This is a genomic window from Nonomuraea bangladeshensis, assembly GCF_039529455.1.
In the GTDB taxonomy this organism is placed as follows: Bacteria; Actinomycetota; Actinomycetes; order Streptosporangiales; family Streptosporangiaceae; genus Nonomuraea; species Nonomuraea bangladeshensis.
On the sequence record NZ_BAAAMV010000009.1, the window covers coordinates 120,582 to 136,782 of the forward strand.

19 protein-coding genes are annotated in these 16,201 nt (G+C 72.1%); 9 read left to right on the plus strand and 10 right to left on the minus strand.

Annotated elements, in window-relative coordinates:
- Positions 1-58: 58 nt before the first annotated feature.
- From ABD292_RS29800 to ABD292_RS29815, 4 genes are all read left to right on the plus strand, one after another.
- On the plus strand, positions 59-1,339 hold the full coding sequence (locus ABD292_RS29800; protein WP_344213051.1) for an MFS transporter: 1,281 nt from the start codon (positions 59-61) through the stop codon (positions 1,337-1,339).
- A gap of 353 nt (positions 1,340-1,692) precedes the next feature.
- Positions 1,693-1,935 (plus strand): hypothetical protein, encoded by a 243-nt coding sequence (locus ABD292_RS29805; RefSeq protein WP_344213053.1) that lies wholly within the window; start codon positions 1,693-1,695, stop codon positions 1,933-1,935.
- Positions 1,932-2,678, plus strand: a complete 747-nt coding sequence (locus ABD292_RS29810; RefSeq protein ID WP_344213055.1) for a histidine kinase — start codon at positions 1,932-1,934, stop codon at positions 2,676-2,678. The genes ABD292_RS29805 and ABD292_RS29810 overlap by 4 nt, the downstream gene beginning before the upstream one ends.
- A 208-nt stretch (positions 2,679-2,886) precedes the next feature.
- A complete protein-coding gene (locus ABD292_RS29815) occupies positions 2,887-3,582 on the plus strand; it encodes a class I SAM-dependent methyltransferase (RefSeq protein ID WP_344213057.1) in 696 nt (231 codons plus the stop codon).
- On the opposite strand, the gene ABD292_RS29820 is transcribed toward ABD292_RS29815, so the two are convergent.
- Positions 3,568-4,170: a hypothetical protein gene (locus tag ABD292_RS29820; protein WP_344213059.1), complete on the minus strand. Its 603-nt coding sequence runs from the start codon at positions 4,168-4,170 to the stop codon at positions 3,568-3,570. The genes ABD292_RS29815 and ABD292_RS29820 overlap by 15 nt on opposite strands.
- A gap of 72 nt (positions 4,171-4,242) precedes the next feature.
- Positions 4,243-4,704: an NUDIX hydrolase gene (locus ABD292_RS29825; protein ID WP_344213061.1), complete on the minus strand. Its 462-nt coding sequence runs from the start codon at positions 4,702-4,704 to the stop codon at positions 4,243-4,245.
- Between the two features lie 177 nt (positions 4,705-4,881).
- Here ABD292_RS29825 and ABD292_RS29830 point away from each other — a divergent pair, with 177 nt between their 5' ends.
- Both ABD292_RS29830 and ABD292_RS29835 read left to right on the plus strand, forming a co-directional pair.
- Entirely contained in the window at positions 4,882-5,211 is a 330-nt protein-coding gene (locus ABD292_RS29830) for a PadR family transcriptional regulator (RefSeq protein ID WP_344213063.1), read from the plus strand.
- A complete protein-coding gene (locus ABD292_RS29835; RefSeq protein ID WP_344213065.1) occupies positions 5,208-6,233 on the plus strand; it encodes a hypothetical protein in 1,026 nt (341 codons plus the stop codon). Before ABD292_RS29830 ends, ABD292_RS29835 begins: the two co-directional genes overlap by 4 nt.
- Before the next feature lie 31 nt (positions 6,234-6,264).
- Here the strand turns inward: ABD292_RS29835 and ABD292_RS29840 are convergent, their stop codons facing one another.
- Positions 6,265-6,906, minus strand: coding sequence for a response regulator (locus ABD292_RS29840; RefSeq protein ID WP_344213067.1), 642 nt, complete (start codon positions 6,904-6,906; stop codon positions 6,265-6,267).
- The gene (locus ABD292_RS29845) at positions 6,903-8,000 is read right to left on the minus strand and encodes a sensor histidine kinase (protein WP_344213069.1); all 1,098 of its coding nucleotides are present in this window, start codon (positions 7,998-8,000) and stop codon (positions 6,903-6,905) included. The genes ABD292_RS29840 and ABD292_RS29845 overlap by 4 nt, the downstream gene beginning before the upstream one ends.
- 114 nt (positions 8,001-8,114) lie before the next feature.
- On the opposite strand from ABD292_RS29845, the gene ABD292_RS29850 reads away from it, so the two are divergent.
- From ABD292_RS29850 to ABD292_RS29860, 3 genes are all read left to right on the plus strand, one after another.
- Entirely contained in the window at positions 8,115-8,804 is a 690-nt protein-coding gene (locus ABD292_RS29850; RefSeq protein ID WP_344213071.1) for an ABC transporter ATP-binding protein, read from the plus strand.
- Positions 8,801-9,544: an ABC transporter permease gene (locus ABD292_RS29855; protein ID WP_344213073.1), complete on the plus strand. Its 744-nt coding sequence runs from the start codon at positions 8,801-8,803 to the stop codon at positions 9,542-9,544. The genes ABD292_RS29850 and ABD292_RS29855 overlap by 4 nt, the downstream gene beginning before the upstream one ends.
- 66 nt (positions 9,545-9,610) lie before the next feature.
- Positions 9,611-10,156 (plus strand): DUF6461 domain-containing protein, encoded by a 546-nt coding sequence (locus tag ABD292_RS29860; protein ID WP_344213075.1) that lies wholly within the window; start codon positions 9,611-9,613, stop codon positions 10,154-10,156.
- 7 nt (positions 10,157-10,163) lie between these two features.
- Here the strand turns inward: ABD292_RS29860 and ABD292_RS29865 are convergent, their stop codons facing one another.
- Genes ABD292_RS29865 through ABD292_RS29890 form a run of 6 tightly spaced genes read right to left on the minus strand, consistent with a single transcriptional unit; the run spans position 10,164 to position 16,177 of the window.
- On the minus strand, positions 10,164-10,481 hold the full coding sequence (locus ABD292_RS29865; RefSeq protein WP_344213078.1) for a Rieske (2Fe-2S) protein: 318 nt from the start codon (positions 10,479-10,481) through the stop codon (positions 10,164-10,166).
- Between the two features lie 22 nt (positions 10,482-10,503).
- Positions 10,504-11,979 (minus strand): acyl-CoA carboxylase subunit beta, encoded by a 1,476-nt coding sequence (locus ABD292_RS29870; protein ID WP_344213080.1) that lies wholly within the window; start codon positions 11,977-11,979, stop codon positions 10,504-10,506.
- Positions 11,976-13,142: an alpha/beta hydrolase family protein gene (locus ABD292_RS29875; RefSeq protein WP_344213082.1), complete on the minus strand. Its 1,167-nt coding sequence runs from the start codon at positions 13,140-13,142 to the stop codon at positions 11,976-11,978. Before ABD292_RS29875 ends, ABD292_RS29870 begins: the two co-directional genes overlap by 4 nt.
- Before the next feature lies 1 nt (position 13,143).
- Positions 13,144-14,247 (minus strand): LLM class flavin-dependent oxidoreductase, encoded by a 1,104-nt coding sequence (locus tag ABD292_RS29880; RefSeq protein WP_344213084.1) that lies wholly within the window; start codon positions 14,245-14,247, stop codon positions 13,144-13,146.
- Positions 14,244-14,924, minus strand: a complete 681-nt coding sequence (locus tag ABD292_RS29885) for a DNA alkylation repair protein (RefSeq protein WP_344213086.1) — start codon at positions 14,922-14,924, stop codon at positions 14,244-14,246. Before ABD292_RS29885 ends, ABD292_RS29880 begins: the two co-directional genes overlap by 4 nt.
- Positions 14,921-16,177: an MFS transporter gene (locus tag ABD292_RS29890; protein ID WP_344213088.1), complete on the minus strand. Its 1,257-nt coding sequence runs from the start codon at positions 16,175-16,177 to the stop codon at positions 14,921-14,923. Before ABD292_RS29890 ends, ABD292_RS29885 begins: the two co-directional genes overlap by 4 nt.
- Between the last annotated feature and the right edge of the window lie 24 nt (positions 16,178-16,201).

Consider the following 16,201-nt stretch of genomic DNA (forward strand, 5'->3'; position numbering starts at 1 on the left):
TAACCACCCCTCATGGTTCGTTATGTGCTAAACACGTTTTGATGGTAACGGAGCCTTCGTGGTCACCTCCTACCGCCGTCTCCTGTCCCACTCAGGTGTCCCCTACCTGCTTGTCGTCGCGCTGACGGTCAAGCTGAGCACGCCGGTGCTCAGTCTCGCGCTGCTCCTGGCAGCCCTCGATCGACTCGGCTCATACACGGCAGCCGGGTTCGTCCTCACCGGACATGCCCTGGCGCTCGCCATGTCCGCGCCGCTCGGCGGCCGGCTCGTTGACCGCCACGGCAGGCGCAGGGTCCTCACGGTCTACCTCGCTGCCCACGCGGTGTCCTACGGTCTTCTGCTGGTGGCCCACCAAGCCGGGTCCGCCGCGATGGTCGGCACGGCGGTCCTCCTGGGCGCGACCACCCCGCCCGTCACGGCCGTCGTCAGGGGCCTCTGGCCGGAGGTCGTCCCGCCTGACGCGGTGCAGGCCGCCTATGCGGTGGACAACGCCGTCAACGAGGTGATGTTCATCGTCGGCCCGTTGCTCGTCCCACTGCTGATGCTGCATATGCCCGCGTCCGGCGTGGTGGCCGCAGCGGGTGCCTTCCTGCTGGTCGGGACCGCATTTCTGCTCCTGTTCCCAGCTGTACGCGCATCGGCATCCGTACGGTCCGCATCTGCCTCGTCGCCCCGGATCCCCGGACGCCGGCTGAGTCGCCTGGCCGGACCGCTCGCCCACCGCCCGACTCTGGTGCTGCTGGTCCTGGCCGCTTTCGGCACCTTCTCCTTCGGCAGCCTGCGCATCGCCACGGTGGCCGCGGCCACAACGTTGAACTCGCCGTCCGCGGCCGGCGTGCTGATGGGGCTGCTGTCGGTCGGTGCGCTCATCGGCGCGCTGGGCTACGGGGCCCGTGACTGGGGCGTCCCGGCCAAACTGCTCCTCATCGGGCTGTCTCTGGCCGACAGCGCGAGCATGCTGGCCGGAGCCCATGTCTCGGGGTTCCTCGCCCTCGCCGTGCTGATCACTGCGATCGGGCTCCTGACGGGACCGCGAGACGCGGTACATCCCGCCCTGCTCGCGGAGCACACCCCTGCTCGATACCGGACGGAGGTCTTCGCATGGCTGAACACCTTCATGTGGACCGGGTACGGCCTGGGCACCGCCGTCGCCGGCCGCTTGACCGGCCCCGACAACGACGCAAGCCCCGCATTCCTCACCGCGGCGGTGGTCTCCATGCTGGCCGCGCTCGTGGCCGGCCTCGCCTATCGCCCTACGACCCGCCCTACGACGGCCGCTTCGACGCCACCTGACGACCACGACGACCCGGATCGTGCCCGGGCGAACCGGTCTGCATGACGACGTCATTCATGACACGCGTCCATCCAGAGATTTGGAATGCAGGTCCGTGCGTACCGTGATCCGTACCAGTCACCTTCCAGAGGCGGACCGATTCGAGTACTGGACCGAATCGGTCTCCCGGGTTCTCATGCCGGTGAATCCGTACACCCGCGATCCCGCGAGGTTCCGGGGCTCCATGCATCTGCTCGACCTCGGTCCTGTGCAGATCAGCCGCGTGACTTGTCCATCCCACATGGCGCCCCTTCTCGTTGAAGGCGTACGCGAATGAGGCGGGCATCGTGGACGGCGTCCTCGCCATGGTGCCCCGATCATTCCTTCCCCGCCCTCGTGGCGTCCACTACGACCGGCCCATGGCCCTGACCGATGCCGACGGGACCAACACCGTGTTGCGTGATTTCCTGACCAGCGCGCTGGGCGAGATCGGCGTACTCCGACGCCCCAAGGCGGCACGTCTCAGCCTCGCCGTCGCCGACCTTGTCGCGGCGGCGATGATCCATGACATGGGGCACGACGCGCCACAGGCAGACGCGTCACAGGGTAGGCAGCGACGTCCGTGGCCGGGACGATCGCCGGGAAGGCGCGTGAACCCGTGAACCTGACCCGTCTGAGGCGGGGGTGGCAGTTCGCCGGAGAGTGCCTGCTTCCCGTTGCGGTGGCCGTTCCACTGGTGGCCGACCTGTTCTGTGCGCCCGGTCGGGACGCTCTCGACCTCACCGCCGCCATAGTCGGTTCGCTCGCGCTCGTGGCCTGGCGCCGGGCTCCCCTGGTGCCGCTACTCGTCACCACCGCCAGCATGCTGGTGCACGTGCTCCATGCCCCAGCCGGCCTGTCGGCCGCTCTCCCGGTTCTGGTGTCAGTGTTCGCCGCGGCACGGGCCGGACATCAGCTGCTCGCCGCGCTGGCCGGCGTGGTCTTCCTCGGCGCCGGCCAGGCGATGAGCCCGGCCGCCGTCTCCGGCCACCCCGGCCACGAGTTCGTCGGAAGCACGGGCCTGCTGCTCGGCTGGTTCATCGCCGCCGGGCTGGTCGGCGTGGTGATCCGGCTCCGGCAACCGTGCCTGCGGAAGGCGGAACAAGACCCGGTCGACGCCGAGCGCGCACGCGAGGAGGGCGCCAGGTGGCGGGCGGATCACGAGCGGCTGCGTATCGCCCGGGAACTGCACCACTCTCTTACCCAGAACATTTCGGTCATCAAGGTCCAGGCCGGGGTGGCGGTCCATCTGGCCCGCAAGCGTGGCGAAGAGGTCCCGGCGGCCCTCCTGGCCATTCAGGAGGCCAGCGGTGACGCCATGCGCGAACTGGGCGCCACCCAGCACGTACTGCACGACCCTCGTTGAGAGGCGGAGGCAAGCCCGTACGGCCGGCGCGGCCGGACGGTGCCGCACACAGCAGGAACGCCCTCCGTGCCGTCCTATGACTGGTCCGACCGGGAGCTCGTCGCCTCATGGCGACGCCAGGACGCGGCCAGTGCCAGAGCGGCGAAACCGACCACCTGGCCGCGCCGCTCCGGTGGCGACGGATTTGTGGCCGCGCCATGATGACCCGATGCACAAGGCGACCGCTTACCATGACGCACTCGGCGATCACTTCGCCGAACACGCAGAGACGAGCCCCTACAACGCCTACACCGACAGACCCGCAATGCTCGTACTCGCGGGCGATGTTGCCGGGGCCAGAATCCTGGATGTCGGCTGTGGGGCAGGCCACTATGCGGCTGAACTCTCGGCCCGCGGTGCTCAGGTGGTCGGAATCGAGGGCAGCGCCACTTTGTTGCGCCACGCACGAGCACGCGTGAACGGCCAGGCGGAACTGCTTCTCCATGATCTCGAAGAGCCGCTTGATTTCGCCGCTGACACATCGTTCGACGGGGTGGTCTGCGCCCTCGTGTACGAGCACGTCAGGAACCGTGCGCAACTGCTGGGTGAACTGCGCCGCGTCCTGCGACCAGGTGGATGGCTCCTGGTGTCGACCACCCATCCCACAGCCGACTGGCGTCACTTCGGAGGCTCGTACTTCAGCCACGACTGGAGAGACCTGCCCCTCGGAGACACCGAGCTCTCGATCCACTACCAGCGCCTGCCATTGGAGACCTTCCTGGGCGAGCTACTGGCCGCAGGGTTCGTGCTGGAGCAGCTGATCAAACCGCGCCCCACGGACGGCCTACGGGAGATCGACGAAGCCGCCTACGACAAGCTTCACCAAGTCCCTTCCTTCCTCGCGGTGAAGCTAAGGCGTCCTTGATCCCAACCCCCATGTGGGCATCGGCACGTATGTCCTCGGGCCCCTGCTCATCTCCTCGTCCAGGCGAACGCCGCTTTCCAACTCGATTACCGCAAGACACGTGCCCAGCACCGATACCTCGGGGTTGTCCGACCATGTGTCGTAGACGGCAGCGAACTTGTCCGCGTAGGGTGCCAGCGGCCCGATCTGTTCGGTCCAGGGAATGAAGGGCAACCAATCAGGTTCGGGAAATTGAAGCTGCCCGTTGCTCTCTCCATAGGAGGCGTACAGGGTGGTGTTGCCCTCGATGTCGTTACTCAGGTACCAGTGCCGGAATCCGTGGCCCCCGAGTCGGTCCGTCAGCTCCCTGCCGTCGGGATAAGGGTTGTCCGACCATGTGACGACGCCCGAGCCGGCTTGTTGAAGTTCGAGGTCGCTGGGCTCGACCTCTCTCGCAGCGCGCAGGATGGCGGCATCCAGCCCGAGCCGGCGCACCGCGTCCTCGACCGTCATCACACCGCGGTCGGGAAGCGTCACCGTGCACGCCATCCCTTCCCACGGCACCCGGCGAACCAGCTCGGCGTAACGCTCGACGACCTCACTGAACACAGGACAACCAGCTTTCTCGGACGGATCGACGCCGACAATCCAAAGCACTGCCTCGGTTGGGCGTAGCGGGGGTCAACGACGAAGTAGCTCCGTGAGTGGCCCGTGCACATCTGCGGGGTACAGGTTCAGCTGCTCGAACTCGGCGGCCGTCGCCCATCTGAGCTCGAAGCTGTTGTCCGGTCCGTGTTCCCTGGCCTCCTCGCCGGAGAGCAAGGGGGTGCCGTTGATGTCACGCATGAGGAAGTAGAAGGCCGGCCGGCCATTGTGCGAGCCGGAAAAGAGCAGCCGGTCGATCGTCCCGGTGAGAGTCGTCTCCTCGTGGAGTTCGCGCACTGCCGCGTTCTCCGGCGACTCGCCGTCCTCCACATGCCCTCCGGGAAGAAGCGTGTAGTGGTGCCCGGGACATCTCTCCCCCTGCCGGCCCGCGCCGGCGCACATGTGGCAGGTGACGCCGGGGGCGCGCCGGAGGAACCGCTTGATGACCAGGACTCGGGTGCCGTCGACGACCACGGCGACCGCTCTGGGGATCGGCATGAAGCGGATCATACGATGCTGGTCCGGCGGAGTTCGATGAGTTCCGCCGGGCCGCCGATCTGCGGCGGGAACGCCGCCACCTCCAGCCCGGCGCCTTGCCTCACCGGGCATCCATCGCTCGTCAGCCGAGGCCGCTCACTCCTGACTATATCCTGATTATCAGGATATAGTGGAGGCGTGAAGATCACGGAGCCCATGTTCCTGGCGCTCACCGCGCTGGTGGGCGAGCCGCGTCACGGCTACGGCATCGTCCAGGAGGTCGACCGGCTGTCCGTCGGGCGCGTCCAGCTCAAGATCGGCACTCTGTACGGCGTGCTCGACAAACTCGCGGCCGAGGGCCTGATCGCGCTCGACCGCGAAGAGGCACAGCAGGGACGGCTGCGGCGCTACTACCGACTCACCGACGAGGGCGCCGAGGCCCTGCGCGTGGAGGCCGCCCGCATGGAGGAGACCGCGCGCGTCGCCACGACCCTGCTCCGCGCACGCACGGCCGGAGGCGCCGCATGACCCTGCTCGAACAGCGTTACCGCTCGGTGCTCCGCCTGCTGCCCGCCTCCTACCGCGCCGAGCGCGAGGAGGAGATGGTGGACGCGTTCATGGAGATGTACGGCGACGCGCCCGACGAGACCAGCCCCCGGCCGCCCTGGGGCGAGATCGCCAGCGTGCTGGCCCTGTCCGTACGGATCCGGCTCGGCGCCGCGGGCTCGGCGCCCCGCTTCCTCGTCTGGGGCGAGACCGTACGCCTCGTGGCCCTGGTCGGGCTGGCCTTCCAGGCGGCCGTCGCCCTCTCGGGCGTGGGTGACCTGCTGCGCGGGGTGAGCGCGGACAGCGAATCCGACTACTTCGGCGCTCCCGGTTCGCCGGAGCGGCTGCTCGCGATCGTGGTGACGATCATCGGTGCCTGCACCGCCGTCGCGTTCACGGCGATCATGCGCGGCCGCCCGCGTGCGGCGAAGCCGGCGGCGCTGCTGGGACTCCTCCCTGCGGTCTACGTCCTCGTCAAACACGTGGTCGCGGGCGAGCTCATCCTGCCGCTGGAGAACTCGGCCCAGCTCGCCTCGGCCGCGGTGCCGGTGATCGCGCTCTTCGCCGGGTTCCACGCCGACGTGTCTCCGGTGCGGCGGTCATGGTGGCTCGCGCTGCTGCCGGTGGGTGGCGCGCTCGCCCTGCAGGGGTGGGCGCAGGTCAGCCTGGCCTGGGGTGAGGTCGACTCGCCCTGGATGTACCTGTGGATGGATCCCACCGGGGCGGGGATAGCGGTGTTCGCCGTGATCGGGGTGTTCGTCCTGGCTCGAAGGCGCTCGTCGTCGTGGCCGCTCGCGCTGTCGATCTATGGCCTGCTCCTGCTGCTGCCCCGGCTGTCGCTGCTCGCCTACGCCCACGAAGGCGAGGTCGGCAGGATCCTGTGGGCGACGGTGTGCGGGCAGTGCGCGCTGCTCGGGGTGCTGTCCACGGCGCTGGCCCTCGCGGGGCTGCGGGCGCTGCCGCCGGCACGGCCCGCGCTCGGCGACGGCCTCGTACGTCCCTGAACCCGTCCTGAACACGCAACCGTCGCCGAGCTCACTCCCCCAGGCCGTGACGGTAGGCGTAGGTGACGGCCTGGGCGCGGTCTCGTAGGCCCGCCTTGGCGAACAGGTTGTTGATGTGGGTCTTGACGGTGCCCGCCGAGATGAACAGCTCACCGGCGATCTCCGCGTTCGACCGGCCCGCCGCGATCAGCCGCAGCACCTCGCCCTCGCGCGCGGTCAGCCCGTCGGGGAGGTCGCTGGGCCGGTGGGGCCGCCGGGCGACCTCCTCGGCCAGCCGCCGCTGCACCTCGGGATCGAAGTGCGCCTGCCCGCCGGACACGGTGGCGATGGCCCTGGCCAGCGTCTCGGGGTCGGTGTCCTTGGTCAGGTAGCCGCGGGCGCCGGCCCGCAGCGCCGCGAACACCGATTCGTCGTCGGAGTAGGTCGTCAGCACCACCACCTGGACGCCGGGATGCGAGGCGCGGATCCTGCGGGTCGCCTCCACGCCGTCCATCCTGGGCATCCGCAGGTCCATCAGCACCACGTCGGGAAGCTCGGCGGCGGCCAGCCGTACCGCCTGCTCGCCGTCGGCCGCGGTGCCCGCGACCTCCACGCCGGGCAGCAGCCCGAGCAGCAGCACCAGACCTTCCCTGACCACGGTCTGGTCGTCGGCCACCAGCACCCGTACGGTCACGACGCCGCCTCCGCGGGCAGCCGCAGCAGGACGCGGAAGCCCTCGCCCTCCGGGCCGGTGGTGAGCGACCCGCCGAGCAGCTCGGCGCGTTCCCGCATGCCGACCAGGCCGTAACCGCCGCCGTCCGGCGCCGGCGGGGCCGCGCCGCCGTCGTCGCGGACCTCCAGCTCGCACCAGCCGCGGACGTTGCGCAGGGTGACCGTGACCGCCGCGCCGGGCGCGTGTCTGCGCACGTTGGTGAGCGCCTCCTGCGCCGTACGGGCCACCGCCAGGCGGGCGCCGGCGGGCAGGGCGGAGACGTCGCCGCTGACCTCCACCTCGCACGGCGCGCCGCCCGCCGAACGGTGCTCCGTGGTGAGGCGCTCCAGGAGCTCCAGCAGCCGTACGTCCTGGCCGCGCAGCGCGTCCACGGCCCGCTTGGTCTCCTCCAGGCCGCTGCGGGCCAGCCGTACGGCGCGGCTGACCCGGTCCAGCGCGGTGGCCACGTCGCCGCGCTCCAGCAACAGCCGTGCCCCCTCCAGGTGGACGATCTGCGCGGACTGGGCATGGGCCAGGATGTCGTGGATCTCCCTGGCCAGGTGGGCGCGCTCGGCCTGGGCGGACTCGCGGGCCCGCGACTCGGCCAGCTCCCTGGTCAGCGTAAGCTGGCGCAGCAGGAAGGCCAGGATCACGCTGTAGCAGAGGCCCATCGTGTTCCCGAACGTCTCCGCGACCGGCAGACGGAGCAGAAGGGACACCAGGGCGGTCCCGCCGATGTCAACGGCCACCAACGCCGCCGCCCACCTCAGCGGCAGCCGGTACGGCGCGGCGAAGACGACCACGTACAACACCGCGAGACCGCTGTAGGGGGACACGGCGTGCATCGCCAGGCCGCCGGCGAGGGCCGGCGGCAGCAGACGGCCGGCGCCGGGGAACACCGCACCGCGCACGCCCGCGGCGAACGTCGCCGTGGAGAGCAGGAGCACCCCGGCCCCGGCCGCCCAGCCGAGCCTCGGCCACGCGTCCGCCACGGCGTACACCGACCCGAACAGCAGGTACGACACCACCAAGGCGCGGAACACCACGCGGACGAGGGGACGACGCAGGAAGGACACACCGGCAACCGTAACCACCGCCCCCGGACGGGACCATCCACCCCACGGTGGAGATCGTCATATCCACCCACGCGGCCATGAATCCCCCGCCCGGCGCCGACCATGCTGCACACCATGACAGCGATCACCGTCACCGACCTGAGCAAGTCGTTCGGCGCGGTCCGCGCGGTCGACCAGGTGTCGTTCACCGTCGAGCCGGGCGCGGTCACCGCCTTCCTCGGACCCAACGGCGCGGGGAAGACGACCACCCTGCGCATGATCCTCGGGCTGGTCGCCCCCACCTCGGGCACCGCGCTGATCGGGCGCACGCCGTACGACCGGCTCGACAATCCGATCACCAAGGTCGGCGCGGTGCTGGAGGCGACCGCCTTCCACCCCGGCCTGTCCGCCCGCGCTCACCTGGAGGTGCTGCGCACGGCCGCCGGCCTGGACCCGGCCCGCGTGAACCTGGTCCTGGAACAGGTCGAGCTGACCCATGCGGCCGACCGCAGGGTCGGCGGCTTCTCCCTCGGCATGCGCCAGCGCCTGGCGATCGCCGGCGCGCTGCTCGGCGACCCGGAGGTTCTCATCCTCGACGAACCCTCCAACGGGCTGGACCCCCAGGGGATCTCCTGGCTGCGCGGGTTCCTGCGCGCCCACGCGCTCGACGGGCGGGCCGTCCTGGTGTCCACGCACGTGCTGGCCGAGATCGAGCGCATCGCCAACCGCGCCCTGATCATCTCGGGCGGCCGGCTGGTACGGCAGGCGGAGCTCACCCCCGACTCCACCGACCTCGAACACCTCTACCTGGAGGCGACCCGATGATCCGCAACCCGCTGGTCCGCGCCGAGCTGGTCAAGGCGCGCGCGGGGCGTACCGGCCCGGCCCTCGCCGTGATCGCGCCCGTCACCTGCGCCGTGTGGGCGGCGCTGCAGGTCCTGGTCTTCGACGGCCTCAGCGACGTGCCCGAGACCGCGCGGGTGGAGAACGTCTACGCCATGGCCCAGCAGGCGTACGTGTTCACGCTGATCCTCGGGGTGCTCGCGATGACCGGCGAGTACCGGCACCAGACGATCACCTGGACCTTCCTCGTCACTCCGGTCAGGAGCCGCGTGGTGAGCGCCAAGCTAATGGCCTGGGGGCTCGTCGGGCTGGCCGTCGCGTGCGTGTCGGCGCTGGCCACGCTGGCGTCGGGGGCGGTGCTGCTCGCCGTACGCGGGTTGCCGGTGCTGACCCCCGGCGTCCCGCTCGTCCTGCTCGGCGCGGTGCTGAGCACGGCCGCGTACGCGCTGCTGGGCGTGGGGCTCGGCGCGCTCATCCGCAACCAGGTGGTGGCGCTGGTCGTGGCCCTGCTGTGGTTCATGTACGGGGACTACATGCTCACGTCGGTGGCGCCTGACGTCGGACGCTGGCTGCCCACGGGCGCGGCCCGCGCGCTGAGCGGCATGCACCTGCAGGCCGGCGCGCTCCTGCCGGCCTGGGCCGGGGGGCTGCTGTTCGCCGCGTACGTCGCCGCGGCCGCCCTCGCGGCCCGGCTGGTGACCCTGCGCCGCGACGTCACCTGAGTCTGTCGGACTCCCCTGCGAAGATCGCCTCGATCGTCCATCTTCTCGGGAGGGCGCACGATGGTCATGGTCAAGGCGACCGCCGCCACTTATGAGTGGCTCCACCAGGAGTTCACGGACGGCGTGGGCGACACCTGGCTCTGTGTCTGCTTCGTGCAGGACGTGCCTCCCGATGAGGCTCTGCGACGGATCGGCGTGGTCGCAGGCGGCCCTCTGGAAGGGTTCGGCGTCGCGGCGTACCGCGCCAGAGGCGGGACAGTCCTGGTCGAGTACGGATGGGGCGCCATCGTCTACAACAACGCCGGGCTCCTCTCGGAGGGCTCGGCAGCCGCCGCAGTCAGCGTGACGATCAACGGGGCCGGCTTCAAATTCCACGAGAACGGCGATCTGCTCACCACCTTCAGCCTGTACAGCTATCGCTACCGAGAGGGTGCCGAGCCCGACCGTCTTGAGGCTGACGTCACCGACCTGGAGCTGCACATCCGCGGGGACGAACCCGCCGCCGCGGCGCTCGCCCTCGCGGAGCGAGCCACCGGCGTCCACCTCTCGCCCGCGGCCTACAGGCGCACCGCGCTGGTCGGCTCGACGGAGCACCTCCACCCCTACGTGTAGGGAGCGGTCAGTCGGGGGGCGGCGGGACCGCGACGAACACCCCTCCGTCCTCCACCTTGACCGGGTACGTGGTGACCGGCAGCGTGTTCGGGGCGACCGGTTTGCCGGTGCGGATGTCGAAGCACGAGCCGTGCAGCCAGCACTCCAGGGTGCCGCCGTCCACCTCGCCCTCGCTCAGGGTGGCGCCCGCGTGCGGGCAGACGTCGTGCAGGGCGAAGACCTCGCCGCCGTCGCGCACCAGGGCGAGCGGGGTTCCGGACGTCTCGACGCCGAGCAGGCCGCCCTCGGGGATGTCGGACAGGTGGCAGACGAGTCGGTAGGTCATGGGGACACGGCTCCTTCCTGGCTCACTGGGGCAGGTTGTCGTGGCGGAAGCCGGGCCGCAGGGACGGCAGCAGGGCCGCGAACGTCCGTACGAGCTCCTGCCGGGTGTCGTCCGGCGTGACCTCACGGTCCACGGACATCCGTTCCAGTGCCCGGTCGCCGCCCACGCCGGCGGCGCGGTAGCGGTCGAGCAGGTGCGGCCGGGCCGCCGGGTCGGCGGCGAGCTCGCGGTGGAACACCACCTCGACGGCCGACTCCTCGCCCATCACCGCGATCTCGGCGCCGGGCCAGGCGAGGACCGCGTCGGCGCCGAGGTTGCGGGAGTTCATCACGATGTACGCCCCGCCGTAGGCCTTGCGCAGGATCACGGTGACGCGCGGCACCGTGGCCTCGGAGAAGGCGAACAGCAGCTTCGCCCCGCGCCTGATGACGCCTTCGGCCTCCTGGCGGCGTCCCGGCAGGAAGCCCGGCGTGTCCACGAGGACGAGCAGCGGGACGCCGAAGGCATCGCACATCCGGACGAACCGTGCGCCCTTCTCGGCCGCGCGGGCGTCGATGACGCCGGCCAGCCGGAGGGGCTGGTTGGCGACGACCCCGACCGGGTGACCGGCCAGCCGGGCGAACCCGGTCACCAGGTTCGGGGCGTAGCGCGGCTGGAGTTCGAGGAAGTGGGCGCCGTCGGCCAGCCCCCGGATGACGCCGCGCACGTCGTACGCCTTGCGCCCGTCGCGCGGCACGCCGGGCAGTGCGCCCGGAGGTTCGGGGGCGGCAGGCGGCGGGAGCTCCCAGCACGACCCGGGCAGGAACGACAGGAGCCTCCTGGCCTGGGCCATCGCGTCCGGCACGTCGTCCGCGACCAGGTGGACGACGCCCGATCGGGTGGCGTGCACCTGGGAGCCGCCGAGTTCGGCCGGGGTGACCTGCTCCTTCGTCACGGCCTGGACGACGCGCGGGCCGGTGAGGAACATGGAGGAGCGGTCCTTGGTCATGATCACGACGTCGGTGAGCGCGGGCGAGTAGACGGCGCCCCCGGCGCAGGCGCCGAGCACCACGCTGACCTGCGGGACCCGGCCGGACAACGCGACGTTGAGCCGGAAGACGGCCGCGTAGGCGTCGAGGGCGCCCACGCCCTCCTGGATGCGGGCGCCGCCCGAGCTGATGGCGCCGACCACCGGCATGCGGCCGCGTAGCGCGTGCTCCAGGACCCGGGCCATCTTCTCGCCGTGGATCTCGCCGAGGGTGCCGCCGAGCTGGTGGGGGTTCTGCGCGTACGCGGCGACCGGCCGCCCGTCCAGCCGCCCGAGCCCGGCCAGGACGCCGTCGCCGGCGGGGCGCCGGTGCGACATGCCGAGTGCCGTCTCCCGGTGCCGGCCGTGGGCGCCGAACTCGACGAAGGACCCGGCGTCGAGCAGGCCGTTCACCCAGGCGCGGGCCGGGTCGGCCGCCCCGTTGCCGGCGTGCGCCGAGGGGACGGCGGCGAGTTCGGTGAGCCCGCTCACGCCGCGCCCTCCCCGCTCAGTGAGCGAGCCGGCACCTCGGCGGCACCGCGCCCGTCCAGGACCGTGCTCAGCCACGACCGTAGCCGGGCCTCCCACTCCGGGAGGCGGTTGAAGCACATGTGGTCGCCGTCCTCCAGGAAGAGCACCGTGAGCCGCTCCCCCAGCGCCTCCCGCAGCCGGCGCGCGTGCGGCCACGGCACCGTCCGGTCCGCGCCGCCGTGGATCTGCAGCACCGGGCAGGAGATGCCGGGCAGGACCTCGTCCACGTGGAACGCGCCGAGCGCGGCCACGGCCCGGCGGCCGGACAGCCCGAGGTTGTACTCCATGGTCTGCGGGATGGGCGGGGGCGCGACGCGGTGGACCTCCAGGAGGTCCAGGGGGGCCGAGATGACCGCGCAGGCCGCGACCCGCCGGTCGGCCGCCGCCGCGCGGAGCGCGAAGTAGCCCCCCGCGCTGCCGCCGACCACGGCGATCCGGTCCGCGTCCAGGTCGGGCAGCCGGGTGAGCGCGTCCAGCACCGTGGAGATCACCACCTCTGCGTCGGCCCGCCACGGGACGTCGTGGAAGCGGCGCAGCTCGCCCTGCCCCGGCAGGTCGAGGGCGGCGGCGGCCCAGCCGCGGGCCACGTACGCCTCGGAGATCCGGTGGAACTCCTCCTTCACCCCGTCCACCCCTCCGAGGGTGAGCACGCAGGGAGCGGGCCGCCCGCCGGCGGGCACGCGGAGGGTGACGGGGACGGCGACGCCGTCCACGGGGATCTCCAGCCGCCGGGCGGGCGGGCTCAGCAGGTCGCCAGCCGCCGTCCCGGCCGCCACGAGCCGCCGCCAGAGGCGGGCACGTTCCGCGGGCTGGAACTCCATGTACTCGGCGGCGCGGTAGCAGGCCACGGCCCGCTGGAGAGATTCGGCGGCGGTGACGCGGTCGCCGTCCGCGGCGAGCGCGCGGCCCGTCCGCTCGTGCCGCTCGGCGAGCCGTTCCCAGACGGAGCACCACGCGCCGGGCGACCGGATGGCGCGCAGCGCGTCGAGTGCCTCCCCGGGGTCGGCGCCCATGAAGACCAGGCGTGGCAGGAGCGGCTCGCCGCGGCGCAGGCCGAGCAGGGGCAGCGCGCCGCGGACCCGCAGGGCGGCGCGGAACGGCAACGGCGGTCGTCGGGCCCCCATCTCAGGCCGCCTCCTCCCCGGTGAGCTGGGGGACGACCTTATCCGCGAAGAGCCGCATCGACCGCTCCACCGTCTCGACCGGCTGCCCGAAGTCGAACGTGCCGGCGACCGTGGTGACGTGCAGGTTGTCGATGAGTTCGGCCAGCTTGGCGGCGCAGTCGTCGGGGGCGCCCACGACGATCGTGCCCTTGTCGGCCGCGTCCTCGGGGGTGAAGCCGCCCCAGCGCATGCCGAGGGCCGGGTAGTGGGTGAAGTCGCGGGGCACGCCGTCGCGCTTGAACGAGGCGATGGTCGACGCCCCGGCCGCCCGCGTCTCGGCGACGTAGCGCAGCACGTGGGGGGCGGCGGTGTCGAAGGCGGCGTCGAAGGTGTCGTCCACGTGGACGTGCACGTTCATCAGCACCCGGCCGGTCGCGGGGTCGTGGCCGGCCCGTTCCCTGGCGGCGAAGTACAGGCCGATCTTCTCCGCCAGCGAGGCCAGGTCGGGCGAGAGCAGCGGCGCGATCATCAGGTGGTGCGCGTTCTCCCCCGCCCAGGTGAACGTCTCCGGCGTCGTGGCGGCGGCCACCCACACCGGCGGGTGCGGACGTTGCAGGCACCGGGGCTCAACCCGCAGCTCGGGGAAGCGGAAGAACCGGCCCTCGTGGGCGAAGGTCTCCCCTCGCAGGGCCCGGAGCAGGATCTCGCTGTTCTCGGCGAAGCGGGCCCGGCTCTCCTCCATGGGGACGCCGAACCCGTCGTACTCGCACTTCAGGAACGCCCTGCCGAGCCCCAGTTCGAGGCGTCCGCCGCTCACCTGGTCGAGGGTGGCGACCCGCTCGGCGACCGACAGCGGGTGGTGGTAGGGGATCTGGACGACGCCGAGGCCGAGCCGGATGCGCCGGGTCCGGGCGGCGAGCGCGGCCAGCAGGACGTCGGGGGCCGACAGGATCCCGCCGTGCGGCTGGAAGTGGTGCTCGGCCAGCCAGACGCTGTGGAACCCGAGGTCCTCCGCCAGGACGGCGAGCGACTGGACGCGGGCGAGCATCCGGTCGGGCGGACCGTCGGCGCCGGGGTCGAAGGTGGGCAGGTTGAAGCTGCCGAAGGTGAGCGGCAATCGGATCACTCCCGCAGTTCGGCCAGGACTCTGGCGGTTTCGTCGGGGTGGGACTTGGACAGGTGCCTGCAGGCGTTCTTGATGGTCCAGGCGCCGGCGGGGTCCGTGCGTGTCCAGCCGGACAGCGTGGCGAGGACCAGCTCGGGGTGCTTCTTGCTGATGTCGCTGAGGGCGTTCGCGGCGGACTTGCGTACGTAGGAGCTCTCGTCGGCCCGGACCAGGCCGAGCAGCCGCAGCGCCTGGTCGGGGTGGTCGGCGAAGTAGGGCCGGCCGGTCCACACGCGGGGGCCCTCGGCCGCCGCCCGGCGGACGTGGGGGTGCGCGTGGGTGAGCCAGGACTCCAGGAGGGGCACGCTCTCCTGCCAGCCCCGCAGCGCGCAGTGCCGGTCGAGCCCCTTGGCCAGTGCCTCCTGCACCCGCCAGTCGGGGTCGTCGGCGCAGGCCGTGGTCATGGCCTCCAGGGCCGCCCGCTCCTTCACCGCCACGGCGCCGAGCAGCATGGCGATGCCCATGCGGATCTCGCGCTCGCCGTCGGACGGCGATCGGCTCCAGAGCGCCACGAGGGCGTCGAACAGCTCGCCGGCCCGGTCCTGCCGCTGCCGCCAGAGCCGTTCGGTCCTGCGGCGCAGCTCGGGCACCGATGCGCCGGCCAGCGCGGCGCGCAGCTCCTCCACCAGGTCCGTCATCGCGCGGCCTCCTTCCCCGCCCAGGTCTCGGGCAGGAACGCGGCCAGGACCGCGGTCGCGGCCAGCACCGCGGCCAGGATCCAGTAGCGCGCGCCCAGCCCGGCCCGCTCGGCGAGCAGGCCGCCCGCCGCCGGGCCGAGGATCGGGCCGAGGCCCTGGACGAGCCGGTTGGCGCCCAGCGCCGCGCCCACGCGGCGCGGGTCGGTCTTGAGCACGTCGTCGGTGACCATGGTCGTCGACAGCGAGATGACCGGGCCTTCGGCGAGACCGACGAAGGCGTAGACCAGGGCCACGCTCCACACGGTGACCCCGGCGACCGGCAGGCCGGCCAGGGCCACCGCGACGAGCAGCAGCGCCAGCAGCAGCGGGAGCCGCCGCCCCACCTTGTCGGAGACGGCCCCGGCGAGCACGGTGCCGGCGGAGGCCATCACCTCGTACGGGACGAACACCAGCGCGATCACGAACGGCGAGGCGGCCAGCCCGGCCAGGCTGAACGGGACGAGGAAGGTCGCCGCGACGCCGACGGCGAACGACAGGCCCGCCACGACGCCGGACAGCAGCACCACGCGCCGCCGGTACCAGGCGAAGGTCTGGGCGAGCGCGTTCCGCAGCGGCGCCGCGTGCAGCTCCCTGGCCGTCTCCGGCAGCGCAAACCAGGTCAGCGCGCACGCCGCCACGAGCAGCACGGCGTCCGCCATCAGCACCGTCTGCCAGGTGGCGACGGTCAGCGCCAGGCCGCCGGCCACGTAGCCGAGCACGGAGCCGGCCCCGATGGCGCCGGCCAGGATGCCGATGGCCTTGCCCCGCTCCTGCGGCCCGTAGGTGTCGGCGGGGACGGTGAAGGCCGGTGAGGTGAACAGGCCGCGGCCGATGCCGAAGATCACCCAGCCGGCCAGGAACGGCCAGGCCGCCGCCCACAGCGCGGACACCAGCACGCCGAGGGCGCTGAGGGCGAGGCCGGCGACGATGACGGGCCTGCGCCCGCGGCGGTCGGCGGCCACGCCGGCCGGGACGTTGAGCGCGGTCATGAGCAGCGACGACACCATCATCACCAGGCCGAGCGCGTCCGGGCCGATCCGGAGGGCGCCGGAGATCGACGGAAGCGCGGGGAAGACCGACATCATGGCGGCCCACTGCACCAGGACGGCGCCGGACAGGACGGCCAGCGCCCGGCCGCGTTCCGTGGTCAGCAGGCCGGCCGGCCTGAGGTCGGCGCCGGGCGCGGCGCCGCGACTTGGTTCAGCTCGTGTCATCGGACCAGTTCCTCGGGTACGGGC

Bases quoted from the DNA above. Each gene is read 5' to 3' on its own strand.
- ABD292_RS29890 (WP_344213088.1), bottom strand. From the start codon at position 16,177: ATGACACGAGCTGAACCAAGTCGCGGCGCCGCGCCCGGCGCCGACCTC.
- ABD292_RS29850 (WP_344213071.1), top strand. From the start codon at position 8,115: ATGACAGCGATCACCGTCACCGACCTGAGCAAGTCGTTCGGCGCGGTC.
- ABD292_RS29855 (WP_344213073.1), top strand. From the start codon at position 8,801: ATGATCCGCAACCCGCTGGTCCGCGCCGAGCTGGTCAAGGCGCGCGCG.
- ABD292_RS29825 (WP_344213061.1), bottom strand. From the start codon at position 4,704: ATGCCGATCCCCAGAGCGGTCGCCGTGGTCGTCGACGGCACCCGAGTC.
- ABD292_RS29875 (WP_344213082.1), bottom strand. From the start codon at position 13,142: ATGGGGGCCCGACGACCGCCGTTGCCGTTCCGCGCCGCCCTGCGGGTC.
- ABD292_RS29860 (WP_344213075.1), top strand. From the start codon at position 9,611: ATGGTCAAGGCGACCGCCGCCACTTATGAGTGGCTCCACCAGGAGTTC.
- ABD292_RS29835 (WP_344213065.1), top strand. From the start codon at position 5,208: ATGACCCTGCTCGAACAGCGTTACCGCTCGGTGCTCCGCCTGCTGCCC.
- ABD292_RS29865 (WP_344213078.1), bottom strand. From the start codon at position 10,481: ATGACCTACCGACTCGTCTGCCACCTGTCCGACATCCCCGAGGGCGGC.
- ABD292_RS29805 (WP_344213053.1), top strand. From the start codon at position 1,693: ATGGCCCTGACCGATGCCGACGGGACCAACACCGTGTTGCGTGATTTC.
- ABD292_RS29815 (WP_344213057.1), top strand. From the start codon at position 2,887: ATGCACAAGGCGACCGCTTACCATGACGCACTCGGCGATCACTTCGCC.
- ABD292_RS29885 (WP_344213086.1), bottom strand. From the start codon at position 14,924: ATGACGGACCTGGTGGAGGAGCTGCGCGCCGCGCTGGCCGGCGCATCG.